The organism is Nonomuraea sp. NPDC004186, from assembly GCF_053603495.1.
In genome coordinates this window covers 118,059-142,880 of the sequence record NZ_JBSGFQ010000015.1, presented here as the reverse complement: position 1 = coordinate 142,880, position 24,822 = coordinate 118,059, and the positions used below count along the sequence as shown (strand labels likewise).

Annotated in this window: 30 protein-coding genes; 14 read left to right on the top strand and 16 right to left on the bottom strand. The window is 69.7% G+C overall.

What is annotated here, in order from left to right; genetic code table 11:
• Nucleotides 1–182: 182 nt before the first annotated feature.
• Nucleotides 183–332 carry an SDR family oxidoreductase gene (locus ACWEPL_RS15440; protein ID WP_452436488.1) on the bottom strand — a complete coding sequence of 50 codons (150 nt, stop codon included), beginning with the start codon at nucleotides 330–332 and terminating at the stop codon, nucleotides 183–185.
• Nucleotides 333–400: 68 nt separating this feature from the next.
• Here ACWEPL_RS15440 and ACWEPL_RS15435 point away from each other — a divergent pair, with 68 nt between their 5' ends.
• Nucleotides 401–703 (top strand): hypothetical protein, encoded by a 303-nt coding sequence (locus ACWEPL_RS15435; RefSeq protein ID WP_452436487.1) that lies wholly within the window; start codon nucleotides 401–403, stop codon nucleotides 701–703.
• 195 nt (nucleotides 704–898) lie between these two features.
• Here the strand turns inward: ACWEPL_RS15435 and ACWEPL_RS15430 are convergent, their stop codons facing one another.
• Nucleotides 899–1,360, bottom strand: a complete 462-nt coding sequence (locus ACWEPL_RS15430) for an NUDIX hydrolase (protein ID WP_452436486.1) — start codon at nucleotides 1,358–1,360, stop codon at nucleotides 899–901.
• Between the two features lie 338 nt (nucleotides 1,361–1,698).
• Between ACWEPL_RS15430 and ACWEPL_RS15425 the strand changes: the two genes are divergently transcribed.
• Nucleotides 1,699–2,841 carry an FAD-dependent monooxygenase gene (locus ACWEPL_RS15425; RefSeq protein ID WP_452436485.1) on the top strand — a complete coding sequence of 381 codons (1,143 nt, stop codon included), beginning with the start codon at nucleotides 1,699–1,701 and terminating at the stop codon, nucleotides 2,839–2,841.
• A 4-nt stretch (nucleotides 2,842–2,845) separates the two neighbouring features.
• Here ACWEPL_RS15425 and ACWEPL_RS15420 read toward each other — a convergent pair whose 3' ends face one another.
• The 3 genes from ACWEPL_RS15420 to ACWEPL_RS15410 all read right to left on the bottom strand — a co-directional run bounded on the left by ACWEPL_RS15420 (nucleotide 2,846) and on the right by ACWEPL_RS15410 (nucleotide 5,602).
• Entirely contained in the window at nucleotides 2,846–3,889 is a 1,044-nt protein-coding gene (locus ACWEPL_RS15420; protein WP_452436484.1) for a hypothetical protein, read from the bottom strand.
• A gap of 90 nt (nucleotides 3,890–3,979) precedes the next feature.
• Nucleotides 3,980–4,648 (bottom strand): alpha/beta hydrolase, encoded by a 669-nt coding sequence (locus ACWEPL_RS15415; protein ID WP_452436483.1) that lies wholly within the window; start codon nucleotides 4,646–4,648, stop codon nucleotides 3,980–3,982.
• Nucleotides 4,649–4,699: 51 nt separating this feature from the next.
• Nucleotides 4,700–5,602 carry an SDR family NAD(P)-dependent oxidoreductase gene (locus tag ACWEPL_RS15410; protein WP_452436482.1) on the bottom strand — a complete coding sequence of 301 codons (903 nt, stop codon included), beginning with the start codon at nucleotides 5,600–5,602 and terminating at the stop codon, nucleotides 4,700–4,702.
• 61 nt (nucleotides 5,603–5,663) lie between these two features.
• Here ACWEPL_RS15410 and ACWEPL_RS15405 point away from each other — a divergent pair, with 61 nt between their 5' ends.
• Together ACWEPL_RS15405 and ACWEPL_RS15400 are read left to right on the top strand one after the other, a co-directional pair.
• A complete protein-coding gene (locus ACWEPL_RS15405) occupies nucleotides 5,664–6,641 on the top strand; it encodes a cupin domain-containing protein (protein ID WP_452436481.1) in 978 nt (325 codons plus the stop codon).
• Nucleotides 6,642–6,643: 2 nt separating this feature from the next.
• Nucleotides 6,644–7,234: a chloramphenicol phosphotransferase CPT family protein gene (locus ACWEPL_RS15400; RefSeq protein ID WP_452436480.1), complete on the top strand. Its 591-nt coding sequence runs from the start codon at nucleotides 6,644–6,646 to the stop codon at nucleotides 7,232–7,234.
• On the opposite strand, the gene ACWEPL_RS15395 is transcribed toward ACWEPL_RS15400, so the two are convergent.
• Both ACWEPL_RS15395 and ACWEPL_RS15390 read right to left on the bottom strand, forming a co-directional pair.
• Nucleotides 7,219–7,941 carry a phytanoyl-CoA dioxygenase family protein gene (locus tag ACWEPL_RS15395; RefSeq protein ID WP_363962134.1) on the bottom strand — a complete coding sequence of 241 codons (723 nt, stop codon included), beginning with the start codon at nucleotides 7,939–7,941 and terminating at the stop codon, nucleotides 7,219–7,221. The genes ACWEPL_RS15400 and ACWEPL_RS15395 overlap by 16 nt on opposite strands.
• Nucleotides 7,942–7,951: 10 nt before the next feature.
• On the bottom strand, nucleotides 7,952–8,821 hold the full coding sequence (locus tag ACWEPL_RS15390) for an alpha/beta fold hydrolase (protein ID WP_452436479.1): 870 nt from the start codon (nucleotides 8,819–8,821) through the stop codon (nucleotides 7,952–7,954).
• 61 nt (nucleotides 8,822–8,882) lie between these two features.
• Here ACWEPL_RS15390 and ACWEPL_RS15385 point away from each other — a divergent pair, with 61 nt between their 5' ends.
• Nucleotides 8,883–9,434, top strand: coding sequence for a helix-turn-helix domain-containing protein (locus ACWEPL_RS15385; protein WP_452436478.1), 552 nt, complete (start codon nucleotides 8,883–8,885; stop codon nucleotides 9,432–9,434).
• Nucleotides 9,435–9,598: 164 nt separating this feature from the next.
• On the opposite strand, the gene ACWEPL_RS15380 is transcribed toward ACWEPL_RS15385, so the two are convergent.
• The 5 genes from ACWEPL_RS15380 to ACWEPL_RS15360 form a co-directional block, all read right to left on the bottom strand.
• Complete coding sequence (locus ACWEPL_RS15380) at nucleotides 9,599–9,895, bottom strand: antibiotic biosynthesis monooxygenase (RefSeq protein ID WP_192789828.1); 297 nt, start codon at nucleotides 9,893–9,895, stop codon at nucleotides 9,599–9,601.
• Nucleotides 9,896–10,096: 201 nt separating this feature from the next.
• Entirely contained in the window at nucleotides 10,097–11,713 is a 1,617-nt protein-coding gene (locus ACWEPL_RS15375; RefSeq protein WP_452436477.1) for a GMC oxidoreductase, read from the bottom strand.
• Nucleotides 11,714–11,736: 23 nt separating this feature from the next.
• Nucleotides 11,737–12,237: a carboxymuconolactone decarboxylase family protein gene (locus ACWEPL_RS15370; RefSeq protein WP_452436476.1), complete on the bottom strand. Its 501-nt coding sequence runs from the start codon at nucleotides 12,235–12,237 to the stop codon at nucleotides 11,737–11,739.
• The gene (locus ACWEPL_RS15365; RefSeq protein ID WP_452436475.1) at nucleotides 12,234–13,292 is read right to left on the bottom strand and encodes an NAD(P)H-dependent amine dehydrogenase family protein; all 1,059 of its coding nucleotides are present in this window, start codon (nucleotides 13,290–13,292) and stop codon (nucleotides 12,234–12,236) included. The genes ACWEPL_RS15370 and ACWEPL_RS15365 overlap by 4 nt, the downstream gene beginning before the upstream one ends.
• A 39-nt stretch (nucleotides 13,293–13,331) precedes the next feature.
• Nucleotides 13,332–14,090 carry a class I SAM-dependent methyltransferase gene (locus tag ACWEPL_RS15360; RefSeq protein WP_452436474.1) on the bottom strand — a complete coding sequence of 253 codons (759 nt, stop codon included), beginning with the start codon at nucleotides 14,088–14,090 and terminating at the stop codon, nucleotides 13,332–13,334.
• 72 nt (nucleotides 14,091–14,162) lie between these two features.
• On the opposite strand from ACWEPL_RS15360, the gene ACWEPL_RS15355 reads away from it, so the two are divergent.
• Nucleotides 14,163–14,732 carry a CGNR zinc finger domain-containing protein gene (locus ACWEPL_RS15355; protein ID WP_452436473.1) on the top strand — a complete coding sequence of 190 codons (570 nt, stop codon included), beginning with the start codon at nucleotides 14,163–14,165 and terminating at the stop codon, nucleotides 14,730–14,732.
• A gap of 6 nt (nucleotides 14,733–14,738) precedes the next feature.
• Here ACWEPL_RS15355 and ACWEPL_RS15350 read toward each other — a convergent pair whose 3' ends face one another.
• The 3 genes from ACWEPL_RS15350 to ACWEPL_RS15340 all read right to left on the bottom strand — a co-directional run bounded on the left by ACWEPL_RS15350 (nucleotide 14,739) and on the right by ACWEPL_RS15340 (nucleotide 16,638).
• Nucleotides 14,739–15,755 carry a D-2-hydroxyacid dehydrogenase family protein gene (locus ACWEPL_RS15350; protein WP_452436472.1) on the bottom strand — a complete coding sequence of 339 codons (1,017 nt, stop codon included), beginning with the start codon at nucleotides 15,753–15,755 and terminating at the stop codon, nucleotides 14,739–14,741.
• Between the two features lie 155 nt (nucleotides 15,756–15,910).
• Nucleotides 15,911–16,279 (bottom strand): ClpX C4-type zinc finger protein, encoded by a 369-nt coding sequence (locus ACWEPL_RS15345; protein ID WP_363962143.1) that lies wholly within the window; start codon nucleotides 16,277–16,279, stop codon nucleotides 15,911–15,913.
• Between the two features lie 17 nt (nucleotides 16,280–16,296).
• Nucleotides 16,297–16,638, bottom strand: a complete 342-nt coding sequence (locus ACWEPL_RS15340; RefSeq protein ID WP_355204435.1) for a hypothetical protein — start codon at nucleotides 16,636–16,638, stop codon at nucleotides 16,297–16,299.
• 325 nt (nucleotides 16,639–16,963) lie between these two features.
• Here ACWEPL_RS15340 and ACWEPL_RS15335 point away from each other — a divergent pair, with 325 nt between their 5' ends.
• The 8 genes from ACWEPL_RS15335 to ACWEPL_RS15300 all read left to right on the top strand — a co-directional run bounded on the left by ACWEPL_RS15335 (nucleotide 16,964) and on the right by ACWEPL_RS15300 (nucleotide 24,203).
• Complete coding sequence (locus ACWEPL_RS15335) at nucleotides 16,964–18,778, top strand: glycosyltransferase family 2 protein (protein WP_452436471.1); 1,815 nt, start codon at nucleotides 16,964–16,966, stop codon at nucleotides 18,776–18,778.
• A 68-nt stretch (nucleotides 18,779–18,846) separates the two neighbouring features.
• On the top strand, nucleotides 18,847–19,845 hold the full coding sequence (locus tag ACWEPL_RS15330; RefSeq protein WP_452436470.1) for an energy-coupling factor ABC transporter permease: 999 nt from the start codon (nucleotides 18,847–18,849) through the stop codon (nucleotides 19,843–19,845).
• 3 nt (nucleotides 19,846–19,848) lie between these two features.
• Nucleotides 19,849–20,604: a cobalt ECF transporter T component CbiQ gene (gene cbiQ / locus ACWEPL_RS15325; RefSeq protein ID WP_363962146.1), complete on the top strand. Its 756-nt coding sequence runs from the start codon at nucleotides 19,849–19,851 to the stop codon at nucleotides 20,602–20,604.
• A complete protein-coding gene (locus ACWEPL_RS15320) occupies nucleotides 20,598–21,335 on the top strand; it encodes an energy-coupling factor ABC transporter ATP-binding protein (RefSeq protein ID WP_350733342.1) in 738 nt (245 codons plus the stop codon). The genes cbiQ and ACWEPL_RS15320 overlap by 7 nt, the downstream gene beginning before the upstream one ends.
• A 95-nt stretch (nucleotides 21,336–21,430) precedes the next feature.
• Nucleotides 21,431–21,769, top strand: a complete 339-nt coding sequence (locus ACWEPL_RS15315) for an STAS domain-containing protein (RefSeq protein ID WP_101785558.1) — start codon at nucleotides 21,431–21,433, stop codon at nucleotides 21,767–21,769.
• Nucleotides 21,770–21,817: 48 nt separating this feature from the next.
• Nucleotides 21,818–22,591: an SDR family NAD(P)-dependent oxidoreductase gene (locus ACWEPL_RS15310; protein ID WP_357725499.1), complete on the top strand. Its 774-nt coding sequence runs from the start codon at nucleotides 21,818–21,820 to the stop codon at nucleotides 22,589–22,591.
• 7 nt (nucleotides 22,592–22,598) lie between these two features.
• The gene (locus ACWEPL_RS15305) at nucleotides 22,599–23,363 is read left to right on the top strand and encodes a crotonase/enoyl-CoA hydratase family protein (protein WP_452436469.1); all 765 of its coding nucleotides are present in this window, start codon (nucleotides 22,599–22,601) and stop codon (nucleotides 23,361–23,363) included.
• A gap of 216 nt (nucleotides 23,364–23,579) precedes the next feature.
• Entirely contained in the window at nucleotides 23,580–24,203 is a 624-nt protein-coding gene (locus ACWEPL_RS15300; protein WP_350733349.1) for a rhomboid family intramembrane serine protease, read from the top strand.
• 3 nt (nucleotides 24,204–24,206) lie between these two features.
• On the opposite strand, the gene ACWEPL_RS15295 is transcribed toward ACWEPL_RS15300, so the two are convergent.
• Nucleotides 24,207–24,791 (bottom strand): TIGR00645 family protein, encoded by a 585-nt coding sequence (locus ACWEPL_RS15295; RefSeq protein WP_363962149.1) that lies wholly within the window; start codon nucleotides 24,789–24,791, stop codon nucleotides 24,207–24,209.
• Between the last annotated feature and the right edge of the window lie 31 nt (nucleotides 24,792–24,822).

The window sequence follows — 24,822 nt, the reverse complement described above, 5'->3', positions numbered from 1 at the left end:
CACCCTCCAGGCACTGTCGGCACCCGGCGGGCTGCCGCTGTGGATCGCCGACTCCAAGTCCGCGTCGAGGCGCGAGGCCGATCCGGCCGACTTCGGCGGTGAGCTCTGTCGTGAGGAAGTCCCCGCAGCCGGGGAGCCGGGGTGGCGAAGGTGGCGCGCTGGGCCTCCTCGTGTTGCGGCGTTCAGACCTGGGCCAGGCCGCCATCGACGAAAAGTTCGGCGCCAGTGGTGAACGAGCTCTGGTCGCAGGCCAAGAAGACCGCCGCGGCAGCGATCTCGTCGGGATCGCCTGTGCGGCCAAGGGGGATTCGCTCGGCAAAAGCCTCCTTCATTCGCCGCCCCGGCCCACCCCCGCAAATGAGGGAAGCGCCGGGCGGAAACCGAGCGAGAACCTGGGGGCATGGAGGATCGCGGGGGTTCAGCCACGCCGAAGTTCAGGGTCGCGGGTACGGGGGTCGAGGGTTTCGCCACGGCCGCGCGCAGGCTGCGCCGGGTGGTGCCGTACGGTGCGGCGGCCGGGTTCGGCGCCGATCCGGCCACCGTGCTGCCGACCACGCCGATTCGGGTGGAGAACATCGAGCCGGTGCACAGCGAGTCCTACTGGACCGCGAACAGCGAATGGAGGATGTGCTCACGTTGCGGGATGTGGCGCGCTCGGCCGACGCCGGTGGCCGGCCCCGCCACGCGGAGAAGCGCGGGATAGGAGTGAAGCCCCGCGCGAGATCGGGGACCAGGGCGGCTGGCCGGCCGCGATGGTCGAAGCCAGGACCTCATAACGGGCGTAGCGGTCGGGAAGCATCGCGTGGCAACGCGAGCTGGTGGTCGTCGACGTTCCGCATGACCAAGCGCCAAGTGCGGCAAGTGGCTTCGGCCGAGAAGCTGGCGCTCCGAGCAAGGGTCAACCGCGCAGCAGCTCCGCGAGCGGTCCACGCACATCCGCGGGATACAGGTTCAGCTGCTCGAACTCGGCCGCCGTCGCCCATCTGAGCTCGAAGCTGTTGTCCGGCCCGTGCTCCAGAGCCTCCTCGCCGGAGAGCGACGGTACGCCGTTGACGTCGCGCATGAGGAAGTAGAAGGCGGGCCGGCCATTGTGTGAGCTGGTGAAGAGCAACCGGTCGATCTTCCCGGTGAGAGTCGTCTCTTCGTGGAGTTCACGGACCGCCGCACTCTCCGACGACTCGCCATCCTCCACATGGCCCCCGGGAAGAACCGCGTAGTGATGACCGGGACACTGCGACTCCCGCCGGCCTCCGGCATCGCACATGACGCAGGTGACGCCTGGCCTGCGTCGGAGGAACCGTTTGATGACCAGGACTTGGTTACCGTCGACGACCACGGCGACCGCTCGGGGGATCGGCATGAAGTGGATCATACGGTTCGGCCCAGCGGTGTTCGGCTCTCACATACTCGCTTGGGCTGTCATAGTCCTGCTCTTTCTGCCTTCGGCTGGGCGCTGGTTCAGCGAGTCCCGCGCCTGATGTAGCAGCCGGCGTTCGTCCACCTGCATGCTGTGGAGGCCGTAGGGCACGGAATGCTGCTGGAAGCCTCCTACTGGACTCCGCACAGGAGGCCCGGGAGCTCCGTCGAGGCCTGTCTGGGGCTGTCCACGGGCGTGAGTGTGGTGACGGTGTAGAGGTACTGGGCGGGTCGTGTGCAGATGGTCCCGTGGGTGAGGTATGGCCCCTAGCGTCGCTGGATATGCGGACAGTGGATGTACTGGTCGTGGGGGCGGGACTGGCCGGGCTGCGGACGGCTCGGCTGCTCGCGCTGCGGGAGCTGGATGTGATGGTGGTCGACCGCCGCAGGTCGCTGTCGGCGGGCATCCGTACGACCGGGATCTTCGTGCGTCGTACCCTTGATGACTTCGACCTTCCGGACCAGCTGCTCGGGCCTGGTGTAAGGGACGTGCTGCTGTATCCGCCGTCGCGGCGGGCGCCGATCCGGCTGACCAGTGAGCGGGACGAGTACCGCGTGGCTGACATGGCGGCCGTCTACGAGCATGCGCGCCGCGCGGCGGAGTCGGCCGGGGCGCGGGTCTTCCTGGGCGTGCGGTATGTCGGCGCGTCGATGGGATTTGTGCAGTTCGCGGGTGCGGAGCCGGTGCGGGCTCGGTTCATTGTCGGCGCGGACGGCGCCCGCTCCCGGGTGGCGCGGGATCTCGGCCTCGATGTCAACCGGCGCTTTCTCGTCGGTGCCGAGATCGTCCATCCGGTCGCGTCGGGCACGACCACCCCGGCGTTCCATTGCGTGCTGGACCCTCGGGTCGCTCCGGGGTACCTGGGGTGGGTCATCGACGACGGTCGGCACGCGCATGTCGGCGTCGCGGGGTATCCGGGTGCGATGCGGACCGGTGTCCGTCACCTGCTGGACGCTTTCGCCGCGGACGCGCCCGGCCGGGCGGCGCCGACCGGTCCGGTCGAGCGCCGTGGTGGTCCGATCCCGGTCGGCGGTGTGCTGCGACGGTTGGCGTGCCCCGCCGGGCTGCTCGTCGGAGACGCGGCGGGCGCGGTGTCGCCGTTGACGGCCGGTGGGTTGGATCCGTGTTTACGCATGGCGGAACTGGCCGCGGCGGTCGCCGCCGGGTACCTGCGTACTGGCGATCAGCGCAGGTTGAGCCTGTACGACGGGGGCGCGTTGCGGGCCCGGTTCCGGGGACGGCTGCTGTTGCGCCGGGTGTTCGCCGGTATCCGGTCCCCCGCCGCGGCGGAGGCGGCGGTGGCCGTGCTGCGTGGTCGTGCCGGTCGTGCCGTGGCGGCGCGGATCCTGTTCGGTGACGGTTCGTTTCCGGGTGTCGATCCACAGCTTGTGGACGCTGCGATCGACCACTCCTGGGAGCGATGAACGGCTACGTGGCGCTGAAGTGCGGGTAGATCTCGGAGTTCTTGCCGAGCTTGAGCAGGGTCTCGGTCACGCGTCCCGTCAGGTCCATGATCCCGATGCCGGCCGCAGTGGAGATGAGCAGGTGCTTCTCGTCGTACCAGCCGAGGGTTGTGGGACGCCCGCCCCCGACGATGGGAAGTCTCGTCACGGCCTTGCCGGTCGCCGCGTCCCACACGCAGGCGGCCTTCTCCAGCGGCAGGCAGGCGGTGACGAACCGCTTGCCGGACGGGGAGAAGACGCCGCGCCCGTCACCGCCCGGCCTGCCTCGCACCTGGTATTCCTTGGCGGCCTTGCCCTGGAGGTCGTACAGGCGGACGGTCGTGCTGCCGAGCCTGCCGTGCCTGACCAGGAAGCGGGTGCCGTCCTGGTTCCACTCGAAACCGCCGACGGTGACCAGCGCCTTGTGGATCTTGATGAAGCGGGGCGTGAAGTCGGGCAGGTCGAGGATCAGTACTCCTGCCGAGCGGTCGCCCTGCCGGGCCAGACTGACGGTGAACAGCAGCTTCTTGCCGTCCGGCGACCATCGGGGCCAGCGCATCTGGGGATACTGGGTGCCGCCGTTCTCGGTGCTGGCGGGCGTGTACTCGGTGAGCTCGATGTCGATGTCCCGGCTCTCGCCGGTGTTCCGGTCGGTGATCCGCAGGCGGTCCTTGACCTGTTCTCTCGGGGTCTCCAGGTGCGCGACCGTCCAGCGTCCGCCGGGGGAGACCGCCATCTCCCCGTAGTCGGTCTTGACGAACCGCCGCCGGTCCGGCTGCCAGGCCCACAGCGTGAACGGGTTCCCCTGCGGCTGGAAGTCGGTGGTGCGGTAGGACGTGAACCGGACAGGGCGGCCGTTCAGGTCGGCGGCGACCGCGGCCTGGCCCTTCCTGACCTGGCCGTCTCCCATCCGTTCCGTTACGCCCGGTAACGGGCCTTTCGTCGGCTGGGGCAGGGGTGCGGCAGCCGAGGCTGGGGCTGTGGCGAGTACGAGCGCGCTCACCAGGCCGAACGTGAAACGGCCGAGCATGTGATCTCTCCTGGCGGTCGGGGGCATATCGTGATCATGGTAGGTCCGCCCCGGCGCCCGCGATGGTGACTTGTGGAGAATCGATGCCGTTCAGGCCGGCCGTACGATTTCGTCGATGAGGGCGGCCAGCCGGCGTGGCTGGGACAGGAACGGAGAGTGACCGCCAGGCAGGCGGCGGATCTCGGCCGCTCGGGCCGCCATCTGCTCCTGCAGCGCGGGAGGGATGGCCTTGTCCTGTTCTGTGATGATGTACGTGGACGGGATGTCCCGCCAGGCGGCTGCGTCGACCTTCTCGGCGAACGATCGGACGGTCTGGTTCACCAACCTGCTCACCGCCTGCTCGGCCTCCCCATCGGGCAGGTCGCCGTAGAGCGAGGTACGCGGTTCGTCGACGAGCGGGAACAGGCCGCCCGTGTCTTCGGGATCGGGGATGCCGTGGAGGGTGTACATCGACTGTCCCTTGTCCGGCATGTAGGCGGCGAGGTAGATCAGCCGGTCGACATTGCCGGCTCCGGCGGCGGCCTCGGTGATCGGGATGCCCCCGTAGGAGTGGCCGAGCAGCACGACCGGTCCGGCGAGCGAGGCCAGTTCCGCGGCCAGCATGGCGGCGTCGCCGTGCATGCCCGCGGTGGGATGTTCACCGGCGCTGGGGAGCGCCGGGGTGTGCGTGGCATGGCCGAGCGCGTGCAACTCGGTCTCGAGCTTCGCCCAGGTGGTCGGCTGGTGCCAGGCGCCGTGGACAAGCATCACGGTGGTCATCAATGGTGCTCCATGGTTTTCGTGCGGTACAGGTCGGTGATGAGGCCGCGGTCAGTGGGCCGCTGTCGCCGTGAGCGCGTACTCCCAGAGGCGGTCCGCGGCGGCCGGGTCCACCGACCAGGCGGCGACGCCCGCGGTCGCGCCCGGCACCTCCTCGGCCTCCTGGTTGTCCGAGGAGAAGTACCGGCCGGTCACGCCGTCCAGCAGCGGGGACGCGGCGAGCAGCACCGAGGTGGAGGCGCCCTGCTCCGGGGTCTTGTAGTAGTCCGGGGTCACCAGGTTCCCCTCGTCGTCCATCGCGCCCGCCGCCCGCATGGTGTCGTCGTCGAGGTGCCGCTGCAGGTTGGTGTGGATGTAGCCGGGTTCGAAGGCGTTCGCGGTGATGCCGTCGGCGGCCCAGCGCCGGGCGGCGCCGACCGCGAGCAGCGCATCGGCCGTCTTCGACTGCGCGTACGCGACCCACGGGTCGTACGGGCGGCGCTCGAAGTGCGGATCGTCGAAGTCGAACGGCGACAGCAGCTGGGCGCCCGAACTCACCATGACCACCCGCGCGTCCCCGGCCTGCCGCAGGTTCTCCCGCAGGCCGGTGATCAGTGCGAAGTGCCCGAGGAAGTTCGTCGCCAGCTGCAGTTCCCAGCCGTTGGCGGCGACCTGGCGGGTGGGCAACGCCATGATCCCGGCGTTCGCCACGATCGCGTGCACCGGCCCGGTCCAGCCGGCCACGAACGCGCGCACCGAGCCGAGATCGCTCAGGTCCAGGGCCCGCTGGTCGCCCGTGGGGTTGCGGGTCGCGACGGTGACCTCGGCCCCCGCGCCCCGCAGCGCCCGTACGGTCTCCAGGCCGATCCCGGAGGCTCCGCCGGTGACGATGATCCGCCGGCCGGTGAGGTCAACGCCGGCGAGGATCTCGGCGGCCGTGGTCCTGGCGTCGAACGGGGTGCCCATACGTGTCATAACCCGCAACGGTAGGGACCAGGATTTGGACTCGGAATGGTTCAGGATCCAACATAGTTGAGTGAGCGTCCAGCAAGCCGATCCTCTCGAAGACGTCCTCGCTCTCGTCGGCACGAACAGCCGCCTGTCCGTCAGGCTGGTCGCCGGTGGCGAGTGGGCGATGTCGTACGGCCCGCCGCCGGCGGTCAAGTTCGTGGCGGTGCGCCGCGGCCGCTGCCTGCTCACCGTCGACGGCGTACCGGAGCCGATCGATCTGGCCGAGGGCGACTGCTTCCTGCTCACCCAGCCGCGCGCCTTCACCCTGGCCAGCGGCCCGGAGGTGCGGCCGGTCCCGGCCGGCCCGGTCTTCGCGGCGGCCACCGACGGCGTGGCCCGGGTGGGGACCGGCGAGGACGTGGTCCTCATCGGCGGCCGGTTCGACTTCGGGGAGCGGGCCCGCGACCTGCTGCTCGACGCGCTGCCGCCGGTGATCCACGTACCCGGCCGCACCGCCGAGGCCGCGACCGTGCGCTGGGCGCTCGAGCAGATCGACGCCGAACTGCGCGACCGGTCGCTCGCCTCGACGCTGGTCACCGAGCATCTCGCCCTGGTCATGCTGATCCACCTGCTGCGCCTGCACCTGGCCGTCGCCGGGCCGGGCGCGGTGTCCGGCTGGATGGCAGGGCTCACCGACCCGGTCGTGGCCCCGGCGCTGCGGGCCATGCACGCCCGGCCGGCCCATGCCTGGACGGTCGCCGAGCTGGCCGAGTCCGCGGCGGTGTCCCGGTCGACGCTCGCTGCCCGCTTCAAGCGAACCGTCGGGCAGAGCCCGCTGGACTACCTGACCGGCTGGCGGATCGAACTGGCCACCGACCGCCTGCGGCGTGGGGACGACACGGTGGCGATGATCGCCCGTACGGTCGGCTACGGCTCGGAGAGCGCGCTGAGCAACGCGTTCAAGCGGGTCACCGGCGCGTCTCCGCGCGAGTATCGTCGCCGGATCGGGCCATACACAGCCGTACGACAGGACATGGCTCGGGAGCGGTCTGCCATCGTGTGAGCATGGAACCCACCCCACCGAATCGAGGCCCGGGCCGCGTCATCATTCTCAGCGGGGCCTCCAGTTCCGGGAAATCGACCCTGGCCAAGGCCCTGCAGCGCGCACTCGATGAGCCGTTTCTGTATGTCTCGTCCGACCAGTTCGTGGCGAGCGGCATGCTCCCGGAGCGGCGTGACCACGAGGGTCCCTTCTCGTGGTGGCACGAGATGCGGCCGCGTTTCTTCCAAGGCTTTCACCGGTGCCTGCCCGCCCTGGCGAGCGCGGGCAACGACCTGATCGTGGAGCACATCATCGAATTCCCGACGTGGCGCGAGGAGTTGTCACAGCTGCTGGCGGACTTCGACGTGTTCCTCGTCGGGGTGCATTGCGACCTTGCGGAGATCGATCGGAGAGAACGCGAGCGCGGGGACCGCCGCATCGGGGAGGGGCGTGAGCACGTCGAGGTCGACGGCATCCACACGTTCGGTCCGTACGACCACGAGCTGGACACCAGCCAGGGCGTTTCGGACGCACTTGTGCAGTCGGTGATGACCGCCTGGCGATCGAGGGGCACGCGGCGCGTGCTGACCTCGGGAGCTCACGAAATGGCCTGAGCCAGTGCGTTGCCCCCCTCCGGAGTCACCGGTTCGGTCAGGAAGACGGGCGCCTGGGCCATGAACCTCGGCTCGTCGCCCCGGTGTTCGTCGGCGGCGTGGACGGTGAAGGGATGGACCAGGTAGATGTCGCCCGGCCGGCCCGTCGCGTACGCGAGCGGACGGTGTGAACTGGCCGCGTCCACCAGCGGTCCGGCCTCGAACGGGTCCAGCACGCGCCCCGCCAACGTCGCGGCCGCGTCCCGGTGTGAACCGACCCTGATCCGGGTCGGCGCGTCGTCGGGGCCGACCTCCGACAGCAGGATCAGCAGCAGCATCGTCTCCGGCTGCCCGCTGCACAGGTAGCCGCCGTCCGGCTGGGCGGCATTGGCATCGATGTGCCAGCCTCTGTCGTCGGCGGGCGGGAGGCGCGGGAATCGGATCGGCACCATGCCGAGCGAACCACGCGGCACCCAGCCACCGGCCCCGCAGAGCTCGTCGAGAGCCTCGGCGAGCCGGGGACTCCGGATGAACTCCCCGAGCGCGCCCTCACCCGTGAGGTCCGCGGCCCACACCACCGGTTCCTTCCAGGTGGCCGGGTCCTGCGGTGACAGACCGGTCTGCCGCCACAGCAACGCCCGGGCGGCGTCGCCGACCTCGCGCGGGGCCGCCTCTTCCAGCTTCACGAACCCGTCGGCGACAAAGCGGTCAATGTCAACAATGCTCATGCCAGGGACGCTAACAGCCGTGTCCATCCATTTTTCGGGAGGCCGTCAGGAGCTGTCGTGTCCGGTCCGCGATCAGTCGGGGCTGCTCGGCCTGGATGAAGTGCCCCGAGGCGACGTCCTCGTGGCGCCCGTCGGGCAGGGTCTCGGCGTAGCGGCGCTGGTGCTCGCGGTTGGCGGCGTGCTGACGTTCCCGCCCTCTTTCCGCGCGGGTCACCGACAGCACGATCGTCGGGCATTTCGGGAGTTGGGGCGGCCGGGCGCGGAACTGCGGGATGGCGGCGGTCACCGCCTGGATCTCCTTGCGGGTCTGGGAGGTCCCGGCGGGGGTGAAGTCCTCGGCGAGCATGGTCCGGTAGGTGTCGGTGGAGAACAGGCGCCGCACGTTACCGGTGAACAGGCGTGCCAGAGGAGTGAACCGGCTGAGCGTCTGCGTCACCGCCAGCATGCGGTCGATCTTCTTGGCGGTCTGGTCCCAGGTGTCGTACACCGGTGAGGTCTCCGGCAGGACGTCGGCAAGCAGCAGGCCCCGCAGCCGAGGCCCCAGGCGCTCGACGGCGCGGCGGGCGACCAGCCCGCCCATGCTGTGCGCGACGAGCACGAACTCGCCCGGGACGACGGCCTCGGTCATCGCGATCAGGTCGGCGGCCATGTCATCGATGCTGAGCCGCTGGGTGACGCGGCCGCTGAGCGCGCGCCCGGCACGGTCGTAGGCCACCAGGTGCGCCGTGTCGGCCAGCAGCGGCAGCACCGGATCCCAGAAGGTCCGGCCGCAGCCTCCGCCCGCCTCGAAGACCACCGCCCGGTCATGCCCCTGGCCGGACTCCTCGACATAGACGCGCCGGCCGTTCACCGGCACCGCCCGCCCCGATTCATCTCGCATGCCCGCTCCTCCCGACCGTTTTCATTTTGGATAATGGTATCTCATATGAAATCGTTGGACCATGGACGCCGTTGAGCTGCTGCTGCATCCGGTACGGCTGCGCATCGTGCACGCCCTGTCGGCAGGACAGGTGCTGACGACCGCGCAGTTGTGCGCCCGCATGCCCGAGGTGTCGAAGGTGACCGTCTACCGGCAGGTCGCCCTGCTGGCCGAGGGCGGGTTTCTCGAGGTGGAGGGCGAGCAGCGGGTACGCGGTGCCGTCGAGCGGAGCTACCGGCTGCGCCAGGACCGGCCCGCGATCGACGCCGGCGCCGCGGCCGCGATGTCGCTCGACGACCACCGCCGTGGATTCGCCGCGGCGATGGCCGCCCTGATCGCCGAGTTCAACGCCTACCTGGACCGCGACGGCGCCGACCCGGTCGCCGACTCGGTGTCCTATCGGCAGGGGACGCTGTGGCTCAGCCCGGACGAGCTCGCCGAGATGCTCACCGACCTGCTCGCGGTGCTGCGGAACCGGGTCGCCAACGCTCCCGCGCCGGACCGCGCGCCGTACCTGCTCAGCGCGATCCTGTTCCCCGCCGAGCAGCCGCCCCCGGACGTGCCCGGTCGCTGAGGGAGGCGGGTGGCCGAACGGCCTACTTCCCAGGACGGAGACCGTCGGCCGATATCAGGGTCTCCGCGGGTGCCTTCTCCGATGCCGTGTCACCCCTCCATGGCTGATCTTGAGGTGGCGGAGGCCGAGTCCAGTGACGGCCCGCCGGGCGGCGGGCCGGTGGTTCACCGTACGGGGACGCCGAGTTCGCGGCCCTGGTAGAAGCCTTCGCGCTCCTCGAGGACGTAAGGGCTCATGATCTCGCGGCGCCGGTTCTCGGCCTCGGAGCTGCGCCAGGAGTCGCAGGCCTCCTTCGAGTCCCAGAACGACACCCCGGTGATCTCCTGCCCGTCCTCCGACCAGTACGCGTACGCGTGGCGCAGACCCTCCGGGTACGGGTCCGGGCGCCAGGCCCTCTCGAACTCCTCCAACGCCCCCGGCCTGATGCGGCGCGTCGTCACCCAGACGAAGTGCTCTCTCATCGCAGCCTCCTCAGCGGCTTTCATTCCACCATAGGCGGCCGGGGCGGCGATATAAGGGAAAATATCGGCGTAAAAGGCTGCTGTTTCTATGCCATGCCATGGGATTAGCTTGACGATCACGTGTAACCGAGGTCATCATTGATCCAAGCGATGACACGACGCTTGGATTTGAGGCCCGCAGAGATGCGGGCCTCAAATCTTTCACAGGTCGGTGGCGATGATTTTCTCGATGTTCCGCTCGGCCAGGGCCGTGATGGTGACGAACGGGTTGACGCTGGTGTTGCCCGGGATCAGCGCCCCGTCGATGACGTACAGGCCGGGGTAGGCGGTCAGGCGCCCGTAATTGTCGGTCGCCTTGTTCAGGACCGCGCCGCCGAGCGGGTGGTACGTCAGATGGTCGCCCCAGATCTTGTAGACGCCGAACAGATCGGTCCGGTAAATCGTCCCCTCTTTCGAATTGATTTTGTCGAAAATGGTCTTCGCCATGTCGATGGCCGGTTGTTTCCAGGCCGTCTGCCAGTTCAGGTCCACCTTTCCCGTCGCGGCGTTCCAGGTGAACTGGGCCCGGTTCGGGTTCTTGGTGATGGAGAGATAGAACGACGCGAAGGTCTCGATCCCGGTGGGCAGCGGGGCGATCTCCGCGAAGGCGCCGCCCGCGGCCCAGTTGTCGATGCCGGAGCACGGGATCGACGACTGGAGCGATCCGGTCGGGTCCCAGAGGTGGTTGGCGCGGCCGCACATGACGTTGCCGTTGTCGCCCCAGCCCTTGCCGATCTCGCCGTTCAGGTTGGGCAGCGCGCCGGTGGCCTTCAGCTTGACCAGTAACTTGCTGGTGCCCACGCTGCCGGCCGCGAAGAACACCCGGTCCGCGGTCACGGTCTTGGTGGCCGTGGTGTCGCCGCTGGTGTTCAGCTGCTCGATGGTCACCGTGTAGGCGCCGCCGGACGCGGGAACGACCGAGGTCACCCGGTGCAGGGGGGAGACGGTGACCCTGCCGGTGGCCGCGGCCCGGGCGAGGTACGTCTTCTGCAGGGACTTCTTGCCGTAGTTGTTGCCGTACAGGATCTCGCCGGCCAGGGCCGACTTGGTGACCGTGCCGGCGGCCTCCTGCTCCATGTAGTCCCAGTCGTACACGTCCGGTACGAAGGTGAACGGGAAGCCGGAGCGCTGGGCGTGCTTGCGGCCCACGCGGGCGTACTGGTAGCAGTCGGTGGAGTCGAACCAGGCGGGGTCCACGGTGCCGACGCCGAGGCCGGTGTTCGCGCGGGGGTAGTAGGTGTCGTACATCTCGGCGGGGTTCACCGAGGGGAGGATGGCGGCGAAGTTCTCGCGCTTGGGGGTGACGGCCATGCCGCCGTTCACCAGCGAGCCGCCGCCGACGCCGCGGCCCTGGTAGACCGTGATGCCGCTGAACTCCTCGGCGTCCAGCACGCCGGTGTAGCGGGGGATGTCCCGGTCGATGGGGAAGCCGAGGAAGTAGTTGAGCGGGGCCTTCGTCCGGGTGCGGAGCCAGTAGGAGCGGTTGTCCGGCTGGAGCGTGTTGCAGAAGATCTTGCCGTCGGAGCCGGGGGTGTCCCAGGCCATGCCCATCTCGATCATGTGGACGTTGACACCCGCCTGGGCCAGGCGCAGGGCGGCCACCGAGCCGCCGTACCCGGTGCCGATGACCAGGACGGGCACGCGGGCCCCGTCAGCGATCGGACCGGCAGCGGCGGCGGCCGGGTGGCTGAGGGCCGCCGCGCCCAGGAGGGACCCGGTTCCGATGAGGAAGCCGCGGCGGGAGATGTCGGGGGTCGAGGTCTTGCCGGTGCTGCGCATGCGGTCCCTCACTTCGTGAGTTCTCATAATCGGGGGGTGGGCGATGAGCCGCCGGTCAGCGTGCATGCGGTGTCGAGGCCCAGTACGTGGTTGAGGCGGCCGAACGCCAGCCACGAGCCGAGGCACATGCTCAGCTCCACGATCTCGAGCTGGCTGTAGTGCGCCGTCATCCGGGCCCAGAACTCCTCGTCCAGGCCGTGGTGGTCCATGGCGTACCGCTCGGCGTACTCGGCCGCCAGGCGGGTGCGGTCGTCGAACGCGTCGGTCGTTCGCCACTCCGTGACCGCGTCGGCGAACGTGTCCTCGACCTTCTGCTCGTCCCGTTCCGTACGCCAGTCGAGGCAGAAGGCGCACCCGTTGATCTGCGCGATCCGCAGCCGCGCGGCCTCGAACTCGCGCAGTCCGAGGGTCGTGTGGGTGTACACCGACATCGAGAACTTCGAGGCGGCGATCCCGATGCCGGGGACCATCTCGCCCCACACGTACGAGATCGGGTCCTTGCCTGCGGGAATGTCGATGTTCACGGTCGTTCTCCTCCGAGGGTGCCGGGTCGCAGCGGGACGTCGAGCGCGTCGTACAGTCCGGGTCCGGCGTCCACGAGCCAGTCGATGGCGCCCACCAGGCGGGCGACCGCGGTGGCGTTCCCTCCGGCGGACAGGTTGCCGCCCTCGTCGGTGGCCTCCACCGTGACCTCGATGCGCGGCCGGCCCTCGATGATCACGCGGTGCGCGCCCACGCCGTTCGGGGCCGTCGGCCAGTCGGGCGCGCAGGACGAATGGATGCGGGTGACGTGCTCGACGACGATGCGGGGCTCGCCCTCGACGATGCCCTGCACCTCGAACCGGACCGCGCCCTGCGTCCCCGCCTCGAACTCGCCCACCGTGGCGTCGAGCGCGCGCCGGTCCCGGGTCTCGCGGATCTCGTCGAGCTCGACGCCGAGCGCCCTGGCCATCAGCCGTACCTGGCCGCCCCACACCATGGTCGGGACGGTCGGCGCGATCATCGGCGGCTCGTAGTCCATCGGCTGGCCCATGCCGACCAGGTACCGGACGGAGTCGGGCTGGTCGTACGTGGAGTAGTCGAAGATCTCCTGGCAGCGGATCGCGTCGATGGTGGAGCCGAGCCCGCTGATCAGCAACGGCAGCACGTCGTTGCCCCAGCCGGGGTCGATCCCCGAGACGAACAGCGAGCCGCCGCCCTCGCCGATGGCGGCCAGCACCGGCTCGCGCAGCTCGGGCGGGGCGTTGCGCTGGTCGTAGAGCGCGTAGAGGGAGGGGGTGACGACGACGGCTCCGGCTCGGATCGCCCTGGTCACGTCGTCGAGTGCCTCCTGGGGGCGGAGGTCGCCGGAGGCCGCGTAGACCACCGCGCGGGGGCTCGCGCCCAGGACGGCGTCGACGTCGTCGGTGGCGGCGACCCCGAGCTCGTGGCCGAGCCCCCCGAGGTCGCCGGCGTCCCTGCCGACCTTGTCCGGATCGTGGACGAGTACGGCTGTGAGTTTCAGCCCCGGATGGGCCTCGACCGCGCGGATGGCCGCGCGGCCGACGTTGCCCGTGCCCCAGACAACCGTGGACATCATGGGCGGAGCGTAGCAAGCGCTTGGTTAGTCGTATAGGGGTCAGCCGCGTACGGCGCACAGCAGGCGGTTGTTCCCCCGCTGCCAGAGCGTGCCGGCCTCCGAGAAGCCGGCCTCCCGCAGCGCCTCGACGTGATGCGACAGCAGGTGCGACTCCGAGCCGTGGTGGGAGGCCCCGGCCGTGGTGCGGCGCGCCTCGTTGAGCTCGGCGAAGGCCGGGTCCGCCTCGACCGCGTCCCACCAGGTCCGCCAGTCCTCCGGCGGGTTCGCGCCGAACGCCCGCTCCGTCTCCCTGTCGTGGACGGCGCGCTCAAGGCGGGAGAGAGCGGGGGAGGTGTCGTCGGTGTCCATGTGGTCGCCGTTGAGCAGCAGCCCGCCGGGCCGCAGCACGCTCGCCACCTCGCCGTACACGCCCTTGAGCTCGGCGGCGGAGATCCAGTGCAGCGCCGTCGTGCTGATCGCGGCGTCGGCGGGCCCGTCCAGTCCAAGCAGTTCCGTCCAGCCGCCGGTACGCAGGTCCGCCGAGACGAACGTCAGCCGCGGGTACGCGGCCCGCCCGAGCCCGAGCAGCAGCGGGTCGGCGTCCACCGAGATCACCTTCGCCTTGGGCAGGCGGTCGAGCAGCCGGGCCGACAGGGATCCGGGGCCGCAACCCAGGTCGATCACCACCGGGTCCGGCCGGTCCAGCGCCTCCACGGCGTCGATCAGGACGGTGAAGCGCTCCTCGCGGTCGGGGAGGTAACCCTCCTGCTGGCGGTCCCAGCGCGCGATCCACTCCAATGCGGCATCGTGAGTGAGCACGTACGTCTCCTTGTGACTGTCGTTTATGCTTTGGACAGTTACAAGCTAGAACATGAAGGTGTAACCGGTCAATTGGATTACAACAGTCACACGGATGGCGTGGTCAGGACCACGGTGGCGATCGTCAACGCGCTGACCCCCGGCGAGCAGCGGGGACGCGCTTATCCGGCGCCGGGCGGCGCCGGTGCCGCCGCCACCGAGAGCCTGCGCACGGTCTATCCGGATCATCGCGAGGTCACCGACGCGGAGGGCGCCGAGCTGGCGGAGGTGGCCGCCCGCCTGCGGACGGTCTTCGCCGCCGTGGCCGCCGACGACATCGACGCCGCCGCCACCGAGGTGAACGCGCTGCTGGAGGAGAGCCACGCCAGGCCGATGCTGGAGCGGCACGACGGCGAGCCCTGGCACCTGCACTTCCACGGCCCGGGCGGCACGCTGGCTGGCGAGTGGGCGGCGAGCTGCGCCACCGGGCTGGCGATCGTGCTGGGCAGCGAGTTCAGCGACCGCCTGGGGGTCTGCACCGCGCCGCACTGCGACCGGGTCTACGTGGACGTCTCGCGCAACGGCACCCGGAGGTTCTGCTCCACGGCCTGCCAGAACCGCGTCAAGACAGCCGCCTTCCGCGCCAGGAGCCGGGCCGACTGACCGGGGCTAGAGGGTTCTGATCGGGGCGCCGGCGAGGAAGGCGTCGATGTCCTCGACGGCCTCGCGGAAGTACGTGCCGTAGTTCAGCTCCGTCACGTATCCCAGATGCGGTGTGGCCAGCACGTTGGGCAGCGTGCGGAACGCGTGGCCGGCGGGCAGCGGCTCCAGCTCGAACACGTCCAGCCCGGCCCCCGCGATGCGCCCCGCCCGCAGCGCCGCCACCAGCGCCTCCTGGTCGACGATCGCCGCCCGCGAGGTGTTGACCAGGTAGGAGGCCGGCCGCATCAGCGACAGCTCCCGCTCCCCGATCAGCCCCCGCGTGCGGTCGCTCAGCACCAGGTGGACGGAGACGACATCGGACTCGGACAGCAGCGCGTCCTTCCCGGGGGCGAGCCGCACGCCGAGGGCGTCCGTGCGCTCCTCGGTCAGGTGCTGGCTCCACGCCACGACGTCCATGCCGAACGCCCGGCCGATCGCCGCCATCCGGGACCCGATCTTGCCGAGCCCCAGCAGCCCGAGCGTGCGGCCATGGAGGTCCGTGCCGACGGTGCTCTGCCAGGGCCCGTCCGCGCGCAGGGCCGTCGCCTCGGGGAGCAGGTGGCGGGCGAGGCCGAGGATCAGCGCCCAGGTCAGCTCCACCGGCGCGGTCGAGCCGCTGGCCGTGCCGCAGACCGTGACGCCGCGCGCCCGCGCGGCGGCCACGTCTACGGACGCGTTGCGCATGCCCGAGGTGATGAGCAGCCGCAGGTTGGGCAGCCGGTCGAGCACTTCGGCCGGGAACGGCGTGCGCTCCCGCATGATGACCACGATCTCGTAGTCGCGGAGGGCGGCCACGAGGTCGTCCCTGGCGGTGAAGTGGTCGCGGAAGCTGGTCGCCCGCACCCTCGACCAGTCGGCCAGGCCGAGAGCCACTCCCTGGTAGTCGTCAAGCACGGCGCAGCGCAGCATGACCAGCAATCCTACGGAGGATCCGGTCCCCTGCTCCAGCTCCCCGGTACGCCCGGGGAGCTGGAGCCCGTTCATTCGGCAGCGAGTCGCTCTGCCTCGTCGTGCAGCGCCAGGATCAGGATCAGCTCGAGCTGGAGCTCCTCCAGATCGGGCGCCGTGAGCCCGTGTAGGACGCGCATGTCGGGCCTCCCTGACCATAGGACGCCCCACATGTCACAACGGTTCACCTGTCAGGTCTCGCTCCTGAACCGTTCCCACGCGGATTGCCGCGTCATGCCGAGGGAGGCGCCGATGCGTTCCCAGCTGACGTCCCTGCCGCGAAGATGCGCCACCCAGTCGCGCAGGTTGTCGTCCACCTGTGCCTGCACGGCGGCGATTTTCGGAAGATGCTCGAGTATTTGCTCCTCTGTCAGGGACTCCCACATCGGGAGGCGGGGCTCGGTAGAGGTGGCGAGGCGCTCCTGGGTGAGGATTTCATTGCACAGTTCGATGCATTCGTCACAAATGTGCACACCGGGACCGGCAATCATCTTCTTCACCTCCGTGCTCTTCTTGTGGCAGAAAGAGCAGCGGATCTTGTCCTTCCAGTCGTCAGGCATGCCCTGACATTAGCTCGTCAGGCCGCACCTGACAACCCCATCTGCTCCTGCAGGATGGCCTGACGCTCCTCGGCGATCTTGCGACAGATCGTCACGTACGCGTTCAGCACCTTGCCGTACAGCGCGCGCGCCTGTTCCAACTGGGCGCGCAGCTCCAGGACGCGGTCGGCGTCGCCGCGTTGCTCGGCCTCCGCCAGCAAGGTCCGTGCCTCGTCCACGATCTCCTCGGCGCGCAACCTCGTACGGCGGAGCACGGCGGAGCACTGATGCAGCTCTTCCAAGCGAGCCGCGGAGACGATGAACTCAGCAGAGTGCACGGGCGAGTCGTCCGACGCCCGCCTGCGGAGATCCGATGCCATTTCCCGCCACCTCCCGGTCAAGGTTGCCTAACTGTAGACGCGCAAGCCCATCGAGAGGATCACCGGGGAACGCCCGGGGGTGGCTGAATGATCCTGGCGGAGAGGTTTCTATTCCTCGGTAGGAAAACCTCATCCCTGAAACTCATTCGGTCCAGGATAAATGTGGTACTGCCAGGGCCTATTAGTGGAATGCCGTATATCTCCGTTGGCTGCAAAAGCGGGGGTGAAGACATACGATCGGCCCTCGCGGAGGCCCGGGCTCGTCACATACTGAAGCCGGACGGCAGCGCAACGTGACTCTCTGAAGTGGTGGCGGTGGTGGCGGATGTCTGAAACGGGGAACGGTGACGACGCGGTCGACGTGAGCGTCGTCATCCCGGCACACAACTGCCGGGCCTACCTCGACAGATGCCTCACCTCCGTGCTCGTGCAGCGCGTGAAGAAGGAGCTCATCGTCGTCGACGACGGCTCCACGGACGGCAGCGCCGAGCTCCTCGACCTCTACGCCGCCTATCACCGGGCCAGCGTCAAGGTCGTCCACATCGACGGCAGCGGCAGCGCGGGCCGGCCGCGCAACGTCGGCATCGAGCACGCCTCGGGCCGGTACGTGTTCTTCTGCGACGCCGACGACTACCTCGGCCCCGAGGCGCTGGAGCGCATGGTCGCCATGGCCGACAGGAACGGCTCCGACATCGTCCTCGGCAAGATCGTGGGCCACGGCAGGCGGGCGCCGGCGTCGATGTTCCAGCAGAGCGCGGAGCGGGTGACCATCGGCGACAGCAACGTCTACAACAGCCTGTGCTGCTTCAAGCTGTTCAGGAGGGAGCTGCTCGAACGCCACCGCATCAGGTTCGGCGAGGGCATGCTCGTGGGCGAGGACATCCTCTTCACCGTGCACGCCTACTGCCACGCCGGCACCGTCTCCGTGGTGGCCGACTACGACTGCTACCACCTCGTGTCCAGGCCCGACGGCACCAGCATCATGCAGCAGCGCGACAGCAGGGACCCGCTCGCCTGGCTGGCCATGATCAAGGCGCCGATCCGGCTCATGGCCGGGCACGTCGAGCCCGGTCCGCTCCGCGACCACCTGCTGCGCCGGCACTTCAGGCTGGACGTGTTCGCGCAGCTCGGGCAGGTGTTCCTGGAGAGCGACGACGTGCGGCGCAAGGACATCGCGCGGGAGGTGGCCGCCCTGTGCGACGAGTGGTACACCCCCGGCGTGCACGAGCTGCTCAACAGCGTCGACAGGCAGCGGGCGGCGGCGCTCGACGACATCGACCGCCTCGTACGCCTGGCCCGCATCGAGAACGCCGCCGTGCGGCGCAGGCTGACCGGGCTGTGCTGGGACGGCGACGGCCTCGTGGTGACGGGATCGGCCGGGCTCGACGGCATCGGCGGGGACGACGGCCTGGCCGTGGTGCTGCGCGGGCGGCACGACCCGGCCGCCGAGGTGGTCGTCCCGGCCGAGCGCAAGGGGAACGAGTTCACGGCGCGGGTGAACGTGTCCGCGCTCGGCTCGGGGATCTGGGACCTGCGGGTGGCGGTCGAGGTCGAAGGCGTGGTGCGGCTCGGCAGGCTCGGGGCCGAACGCGACAGCGGCGTCAACCGCCCGCCGCCCCGGCTGATCGGCGCCGCCGTCGCCCTGCCGTACTTCACCAGGGACAACGGCAACCTCAGCATCGACGTCGGCGGCCACGTGGTCGGGGTGCCCGGCTCGGTGCGGCTCATCAGGACGCGGTGGGCGCTCGGGCACCGGCTGATCGTCGACGGCGAGGTCTGCGTCGCGGGCGCCGCACCCGCCGCCTCGGCGGTCAAGCGGGTCGTCTGGCGCGAGCGGCGCAGCGGCCGTGAGCGGGTCGAGCCCGTTGTGGCGCTGCCCGGAGGCGGTTTCGTGGCCAGGCTCGGGGTGGGCTGGCTGCCGCCCGGCACCTGGGACGCGTACCTGGAGCTGGATCTGGGCGGGCCGCCCGCGCGGTTCAGGATCGAGACCGACGCCGAGACGGTGGCGGCGCCGCGCCGGTGGTGGGGCGCGGCGGTGCTCAGGAGCGTGCGGCCGTACGCGACCTCGGGGAAGGGACGGCTGAGCACCGTGGTGCGGCGGCTCACGGCGAGGATGATCATCAGGCGAATCATGCGCTAATGCCACCTATATGCAGGTGCAAGACGATGTCCTAAAGTAGGACCGTTTGCTCTTGCAGGAGGTGTGCCGTGCACGTACCAGATGGCTTCTTCAACGCCGCGACGTCCATCTCGGCCGGGGTGGTGGCGGCGGCCGGAGTCACCGTCTGCCTACGCGGGGCACGGCGCGAGCTCGACGACCGGACCGCTCCCATGGCCGGGCTCGTCGCGGCCTTCATCTTCGCCGTCCAGATGCTCAACTTCCCCGTCGCCGCCGGCACCAGCGGCCACCTGCTTGGCGGTGCGCTGGCCGCGATACTCGTCGGGCCGTACACGGGTGTGCTGTGTATGGCCGTGGTCCTCCTCGTGCAAGGCGTGTTCTTCGCCGACGGCGGGCTGACCGCGCTCGGCATCAACATCACGATCATGGGCATCGTCACCGTGGTGGTCGGCTGGGGGATCTTCCGGCTGGTGACGGGGCTGTCCAGGGGACGCGTGGCGGTGGCGGCGTTCCTGGCGGCGCTGGTCTCGGTGCCGGCCTCCGCGCTGGCGTTCACGCTGCTGTTCTGGATCGGGGGGACCGCGCCGATCGAGGTGGGCGCGGTGGCGGCGGCCATGGGAGGCGTGCACGTCCTGATCGGGATCGGCGAGGCGCTGATCACGGCCATGACCGTCGGCGCGGTCCTGGCCGTGCGGCCCGACCTCGTGTACGGCGCCCGCGGCCTGACCAAGTCCCTGGTCCTGCGCGGCGCAGAAGGCGAGACCACCACCGTGGGCGGGCAGGAGCCGGCCGCCGCGCCCGGCATGCTCAAGCCGTTCCTCCTCGGAGGGGTCGGCCTGACGCTGGTCCTGGCCGGGGTCGTGTCGTTCTTCGCCTCGTCCTCGCCCGACGGGCTGGAGGCGGTCGCCGAGAACAAGGGCTTCCTCGGCCAGGCGACCGACCACCTGGTGACGTGGGGGCTGGCAGACTACGGCGAGGTCGGCGGCATCCCCGTCGGCGTGGCCGGGATCATCGGCGTCGGGCTCGTGCTGCTCATCGCCGGGGCCGTGGCGTACGCCGCTCGCGGCCGCGACGCGGCCAAGGTGTGACGCGTGGGCGCGGGGCACCATCACCAGCTCTACCTGCCGGGCGACTCGGTCGTGCACCGGCTGCCGCCGCAGTGCAAGCTGCTGGCCGTCTTCGCCTTCGCGATCGTCGTGGTGGCCACGCCGAGGGAGCGGTTCTGGGCGTTCGCGGTCTACGCCGCCCTGCTGGGGGCCGTGGCAGTGGCAGCGCGGGTGCCGCCGGCGTACGTGCTGCGGCGGATGGTGATCGAGGTGCCGTTCGTGCTGTTCGCCTTCCTCATCCCGGTCATCGGGCTGGGGGAGCGGACCACGGTCCTCGGGCTCTCGCTGAGCGTGCCCGGCCTCTGGGCGGCCTGGAACATCCTGGCCAAGGCCACGCTCGGCGTGATCGCCTCCATCCTGCTCGCGGCCACCACCGAGCCGAGGGTGATCCTGATCGGCGCCCAGCGGCTGCGGCTGCCGGCCCTGCTGGTGCAGATCGCCATGTTCATGCTGAGGTACATGGACGTGATCATGGACGAGATGCGGCGGATGCGGGTGGCCAGGGAGTCGCGCGGGTTCGAGGCGCGTGATCTGCGGCATGTCCCGGTGATCGCCCGGTCCGCCGGGGCGCTGTTCATCCGTTCGTACGAGCGGGGCGAGCGCGTGCATCTGGCCATGCTCAGCCGGGGATACACCGGCCAGATGCCGGTGATCCAAGATATTTCGGCATCTGTACGTCAATGGGGCATCGCTCTGGCTCTGCCGGTCGTGGCCCTCGCAGTATGGGGACTTTCGTGGTGAACTCTCTCGACGTCCGGCAGCTCGCCTACGCCTATCCCGACGGCACGCAGGCGCTGTTCGGCGTGGACCTGTCGATCGGCCGCGGCGAGCGCGTGGCCTTGCTCGGCCCGAACGGCGCCGGCAAGACCACCCTCGTCATGCATCTCAACGGGATTCTCACCCCGGGGCACGGAAGCGTCACCGTGGCCGGCACGCCGGTGCGCAAGGACACGCTGAAGGAGGTCAGGCAGCGCGTCGGCCTGGTCTTCCAGGACCCGGACGACCAGCTCTTCATGCCCACGGTCAGGGACGACGTCGCCTTCGGCCCGGCCAACGCGGGCATGCGCGGCGAGGACCTCGACCGCGTGGTCAAGGACGCGCTGGAGCGGGTCGGCATGCTGGAGGCCATCGACCGGCCGCCGCACCACCTGTCGTTCGGGCAGCGGCGCCGGGTGGCGGTGGCGACCGTGCTGGCCATGGCGCCGGAGATCCTGGTGCTCGACGAGCCCTCGTCCAACCTCGACCCGGCCGCCCGCAGGGAGCTGGCCGAGATCCTGCGCTCGCTCGACGTGACGGTGCTCATGGTCACGCACGACCTTCCGTACGCGCTGGAATTGTGTGAACGTTCACTGATCCTTTCAGGCGGCGTCATCGCCGCCGACGGCCCCACGCGTGAGCTGCTCTCGGACGCGGAACTGCTGGCCGAGCACCGCCTGGAGCTTCCATACGGATTCGCGATCCCTGCGGTGTGAGGGCATTTATCCGCGTCCTGCCCGCCTCTTCATAGTTTGTGCATGCCCGGGACCCGGGGATGTCGAAGTACAGTGGCTCATCGAGGAGGGGCCAAATGAAGCTGCGGCTTGCGCGACACGCCCTTGGTGATGCCGTGGTGGTGGCCGTTGAGGGAGAGCTCGACCTGTTCACCGCACCGTTCCTGCGCGACGAGGTGCGTGACGCGATCAAGCAGGACAGCGCCAGGCTGGTGCTCGACCTGCAGCAGCTGTCGTTCATGGACTCCAGCGGCCTGTCGGTGCTGATCGAGGCCTGGCGGCTGGCGACGGGCGAGGGCGGCGGCGTGTCCCTGGCGGCGCCCCAGGCGCCGGTGGCGCGCATTCTCCGTACGACGGGGCTCGACCGGCGCATCAAGGTCTATTCCGACGTCGACAGCGCTGTGGGTGAGATTTGACGCCCCCCGAGTAGAACTTCATTCGGTCGGCGGGTTAGGGTCCGGGATATGGACGTGAACGGATCTGCAGCAATCATCTCCGGCGGCGCCAGCGGCCTCGGGGAGGCGACGGCCCGCGAGCTGGCCCGCGCCGGCGCCACGGTCGTCGTCGCCGACCTCAACGAGGAGCGCGGCAAGACCGTCGCCGACGAGATCGGCGGCGTGTTCGTCAAGACCGACGTGTCGGACGACGAGCAGGTGCAGGCGGCCGTGGACGCCGCCGTGGCCACCGGCAAGCCGCTGCGCGTGGTGGTCAACAGCGCCGGCATCGGCTGGGCCGAGCGCACGGTCAACCGTGACGGCAGCCCGCACAACCCGGCCACGTACCGCAAGGTCATCGAGGTCAACCTGATCGGCACGTTCAACCTCATGCGCATCGGCGCCGCGGCGATCGCCAAGACGGAGCCGGCCGACGCTGACGGGCAGCGGGGCGTGGTGGTCAACACGGCCTCCGTGGCGGCGCTGGAGGGGCAGACGGGGCAGCTTGCGTACTCGGCCTCCAAGGGCGGGATCGTGGGCATGACGGTGCCCGCGGCGCGCGACCTGGCCGCGATCGGCGTGCGGGTGAACACGATCTGCCCCGGCATCATCGACACGCCCATCTACGGCTTCACGGCGAACTCCGAGGAGTTCAAGGCCAAGCTCGTGGCGCCGGTGGTGTTCCCCAAGCGCATGGGGCGGGCCGACGAGTTCGCGCACCTGGTGCACTCGCTGATCCAGAACGACTACATGAACGCCGAGGTCATCCGCTTCGACGGCGGCATCCGCTTCCAGCCCAAGTGAGGTCTTGTTGTCTGACGAAGTGCTCGTCGAGGAATCCGATAACGTCGCCGTAATCACGATAAATCGCCCTAAAGCGCGGAATGCCGTGAACGGGGCGGTGGCGCGGGGGATCGCCGAGGCGCTGGACGCGCTCGACGCCCGCCCCGACATTTCCGCTTATGTCCTGACCGGTGCCGGTGGCACCTTCTCCGCGGGCATGGACCTCAAGGGGTTCCTGTCCGGCGACTTCCCGGTGGTCGAGGGGCGCGGCTTCGGCGGGCTCGCCGAGTCGCCGCCGAAGAAGCCGCTGGTGGCCGCCGTGGAGGGGTACGCGCTCGCGGGCGGGTTCGAGCTGGCGCTGTCGTGCGACGTCATCGTGGCGTCGTCGGAGGCCAAGTTCGGGCTGCCGGAGCCCAAGCGCGGGCTGGTGGCGGGCGCGGGCGGCGTCATGCGGCTGCCGCGCCGGATCCCGTACCACGTGGCCATGGAGATCGCCCTGACCGGCGATCACTATCCGGCGGCGCGGCTGTACGAGCTCGGGCTGGTCAACCGGATCACCGTGCCGGGGGAGGCGTTGGAGGGGGCGCTGGAGCTGGCCCGCAAGATCGCCGCCAACGCACCGCTGGCGCTCGCCGCGACCAAGAAGGTGATCATCGAGTCGCAGGACTGGTCGCTGGAGGAGATGTTCGCCAAGCAGGGGGCGATCGTCGGGCCGGTGTTCGGCTCGAAGGACGCCATGGAGGGCGCGGCCGCCTTCGCCGAGAAGCGCGCCCCCCGCTGGACGGGCGAGTAACCGTCCCGCGCCCGGCCTCTTACGGGCGGGAGAGCCCCCCAGCCACTCTCCCGCCTCCTCAGTGCCGTCCGCCGCTCCCCCCGAGGGACCTCAGCCCGCTTCTCGCGGATGCGGGGCCTCGGGGTTGCCGGATTGCGTCAGGCGCGGGCTTTTAGCGCGTGCATAAGTGTTCCTGGCTACGGTAAAGAAAGAGAAGGCAACGTACCGGGAGAGCGCATGAGCGACTATTCGGGTCACAGGTTCGAGTCGGCCAAGCGCGGCGCCGGGGCGCTCCTGTCCGGTGCTCTGAGCGCGCTCGCCGTGGTGGTCGCCATGCTGGCCGTGATGTGGGTCGTCGAGGGCTTCGACTTCGTGCTGAACGGCAGGCTCGACCGCGAGTTCGGCATCATCGGCTGGGAGCCCGACGGCCTGATCGGCATCCTGTTCGCCCCGTTCCTGCACGGCGGCTTCGGCCATCTCATGGCCAACTCGCTCCCGCTGCTGGTCCTCGGTTTCCTGGCCGGCCTGCGTGACCTGCGCAAGTTCCTGTGGGCCAGCGTGCTGATCATCCTCATCGGCGGCTTCGGCACCTGGCTGACCAGCCCCAACGTCTACACGGTCGGCGCCAGCGGCCTGATCTTCGGCTACTTCGGGTTCATCCTGGCCCGCGGCCTGTTCGACCGCAGGCTGCTCGACATCGCCATCGCCGTCGGCGTGGGCTTCGCGTACTGGGGGATCCTGGCCGGCCTGCTGCCCAACCAGCAGGGCATCTCCTGGCAGGGCCACCTGTTCGGGCTCATCGGCGGCGTGGTGGCCGGCTGGGTGCTGCGGCGCAAGGGCCGCGAGATCCCGGCGTACTGAGGGTCAGAGATGTGGCCGCGTGTGCTCCGCCGGGGAGGTGGCGAGCAGGCGGTCGATGTAGGCGAGGCCGATGGCCGAGGCCACGAAGGCCAGGTGCATGATCGTCTGCCACATGATCTTGTCGTTGGGCGTCGACTGGGCCCTGATGAACGTCTGCAGCAGGTGCACCGACGAGATGCCGACGATGGCCGTGGCCAGCTTGACCTTCAGGACGTTCGCGTTGACGTGGGAGAGCCACTCGGGCTCGTCGGGATGGTCGTTGAGGTTGATGCGGGAGACGAAGGTCTCGTAGCCGCCGATGATCACCATGATCAGCAGGTTGGAGATCATCACCACGTCGATGAGCGCCAGGACCGTGAGCATGACCACGACCTCGGGCGACGGCGTCGCCGCGGTGACCGGCGCGGTGTGCAGGAACACCGTCTCGATCAGGTGCCAGAGCTCCAGCGCGAACTGCCAGACGTACACCGCCTGGGCCACGATGAGGCCCAGATAGAGCGGGACCTGGAGCCATCGGCTGGCGAACATCAGATAGCCGAGGCTCTTCGGCCGTGAGATCCCCTGGCCGGATCTGACTTTTTCGGGCAACAATGTTTCCTACTAATCGAACCGGAGGGTT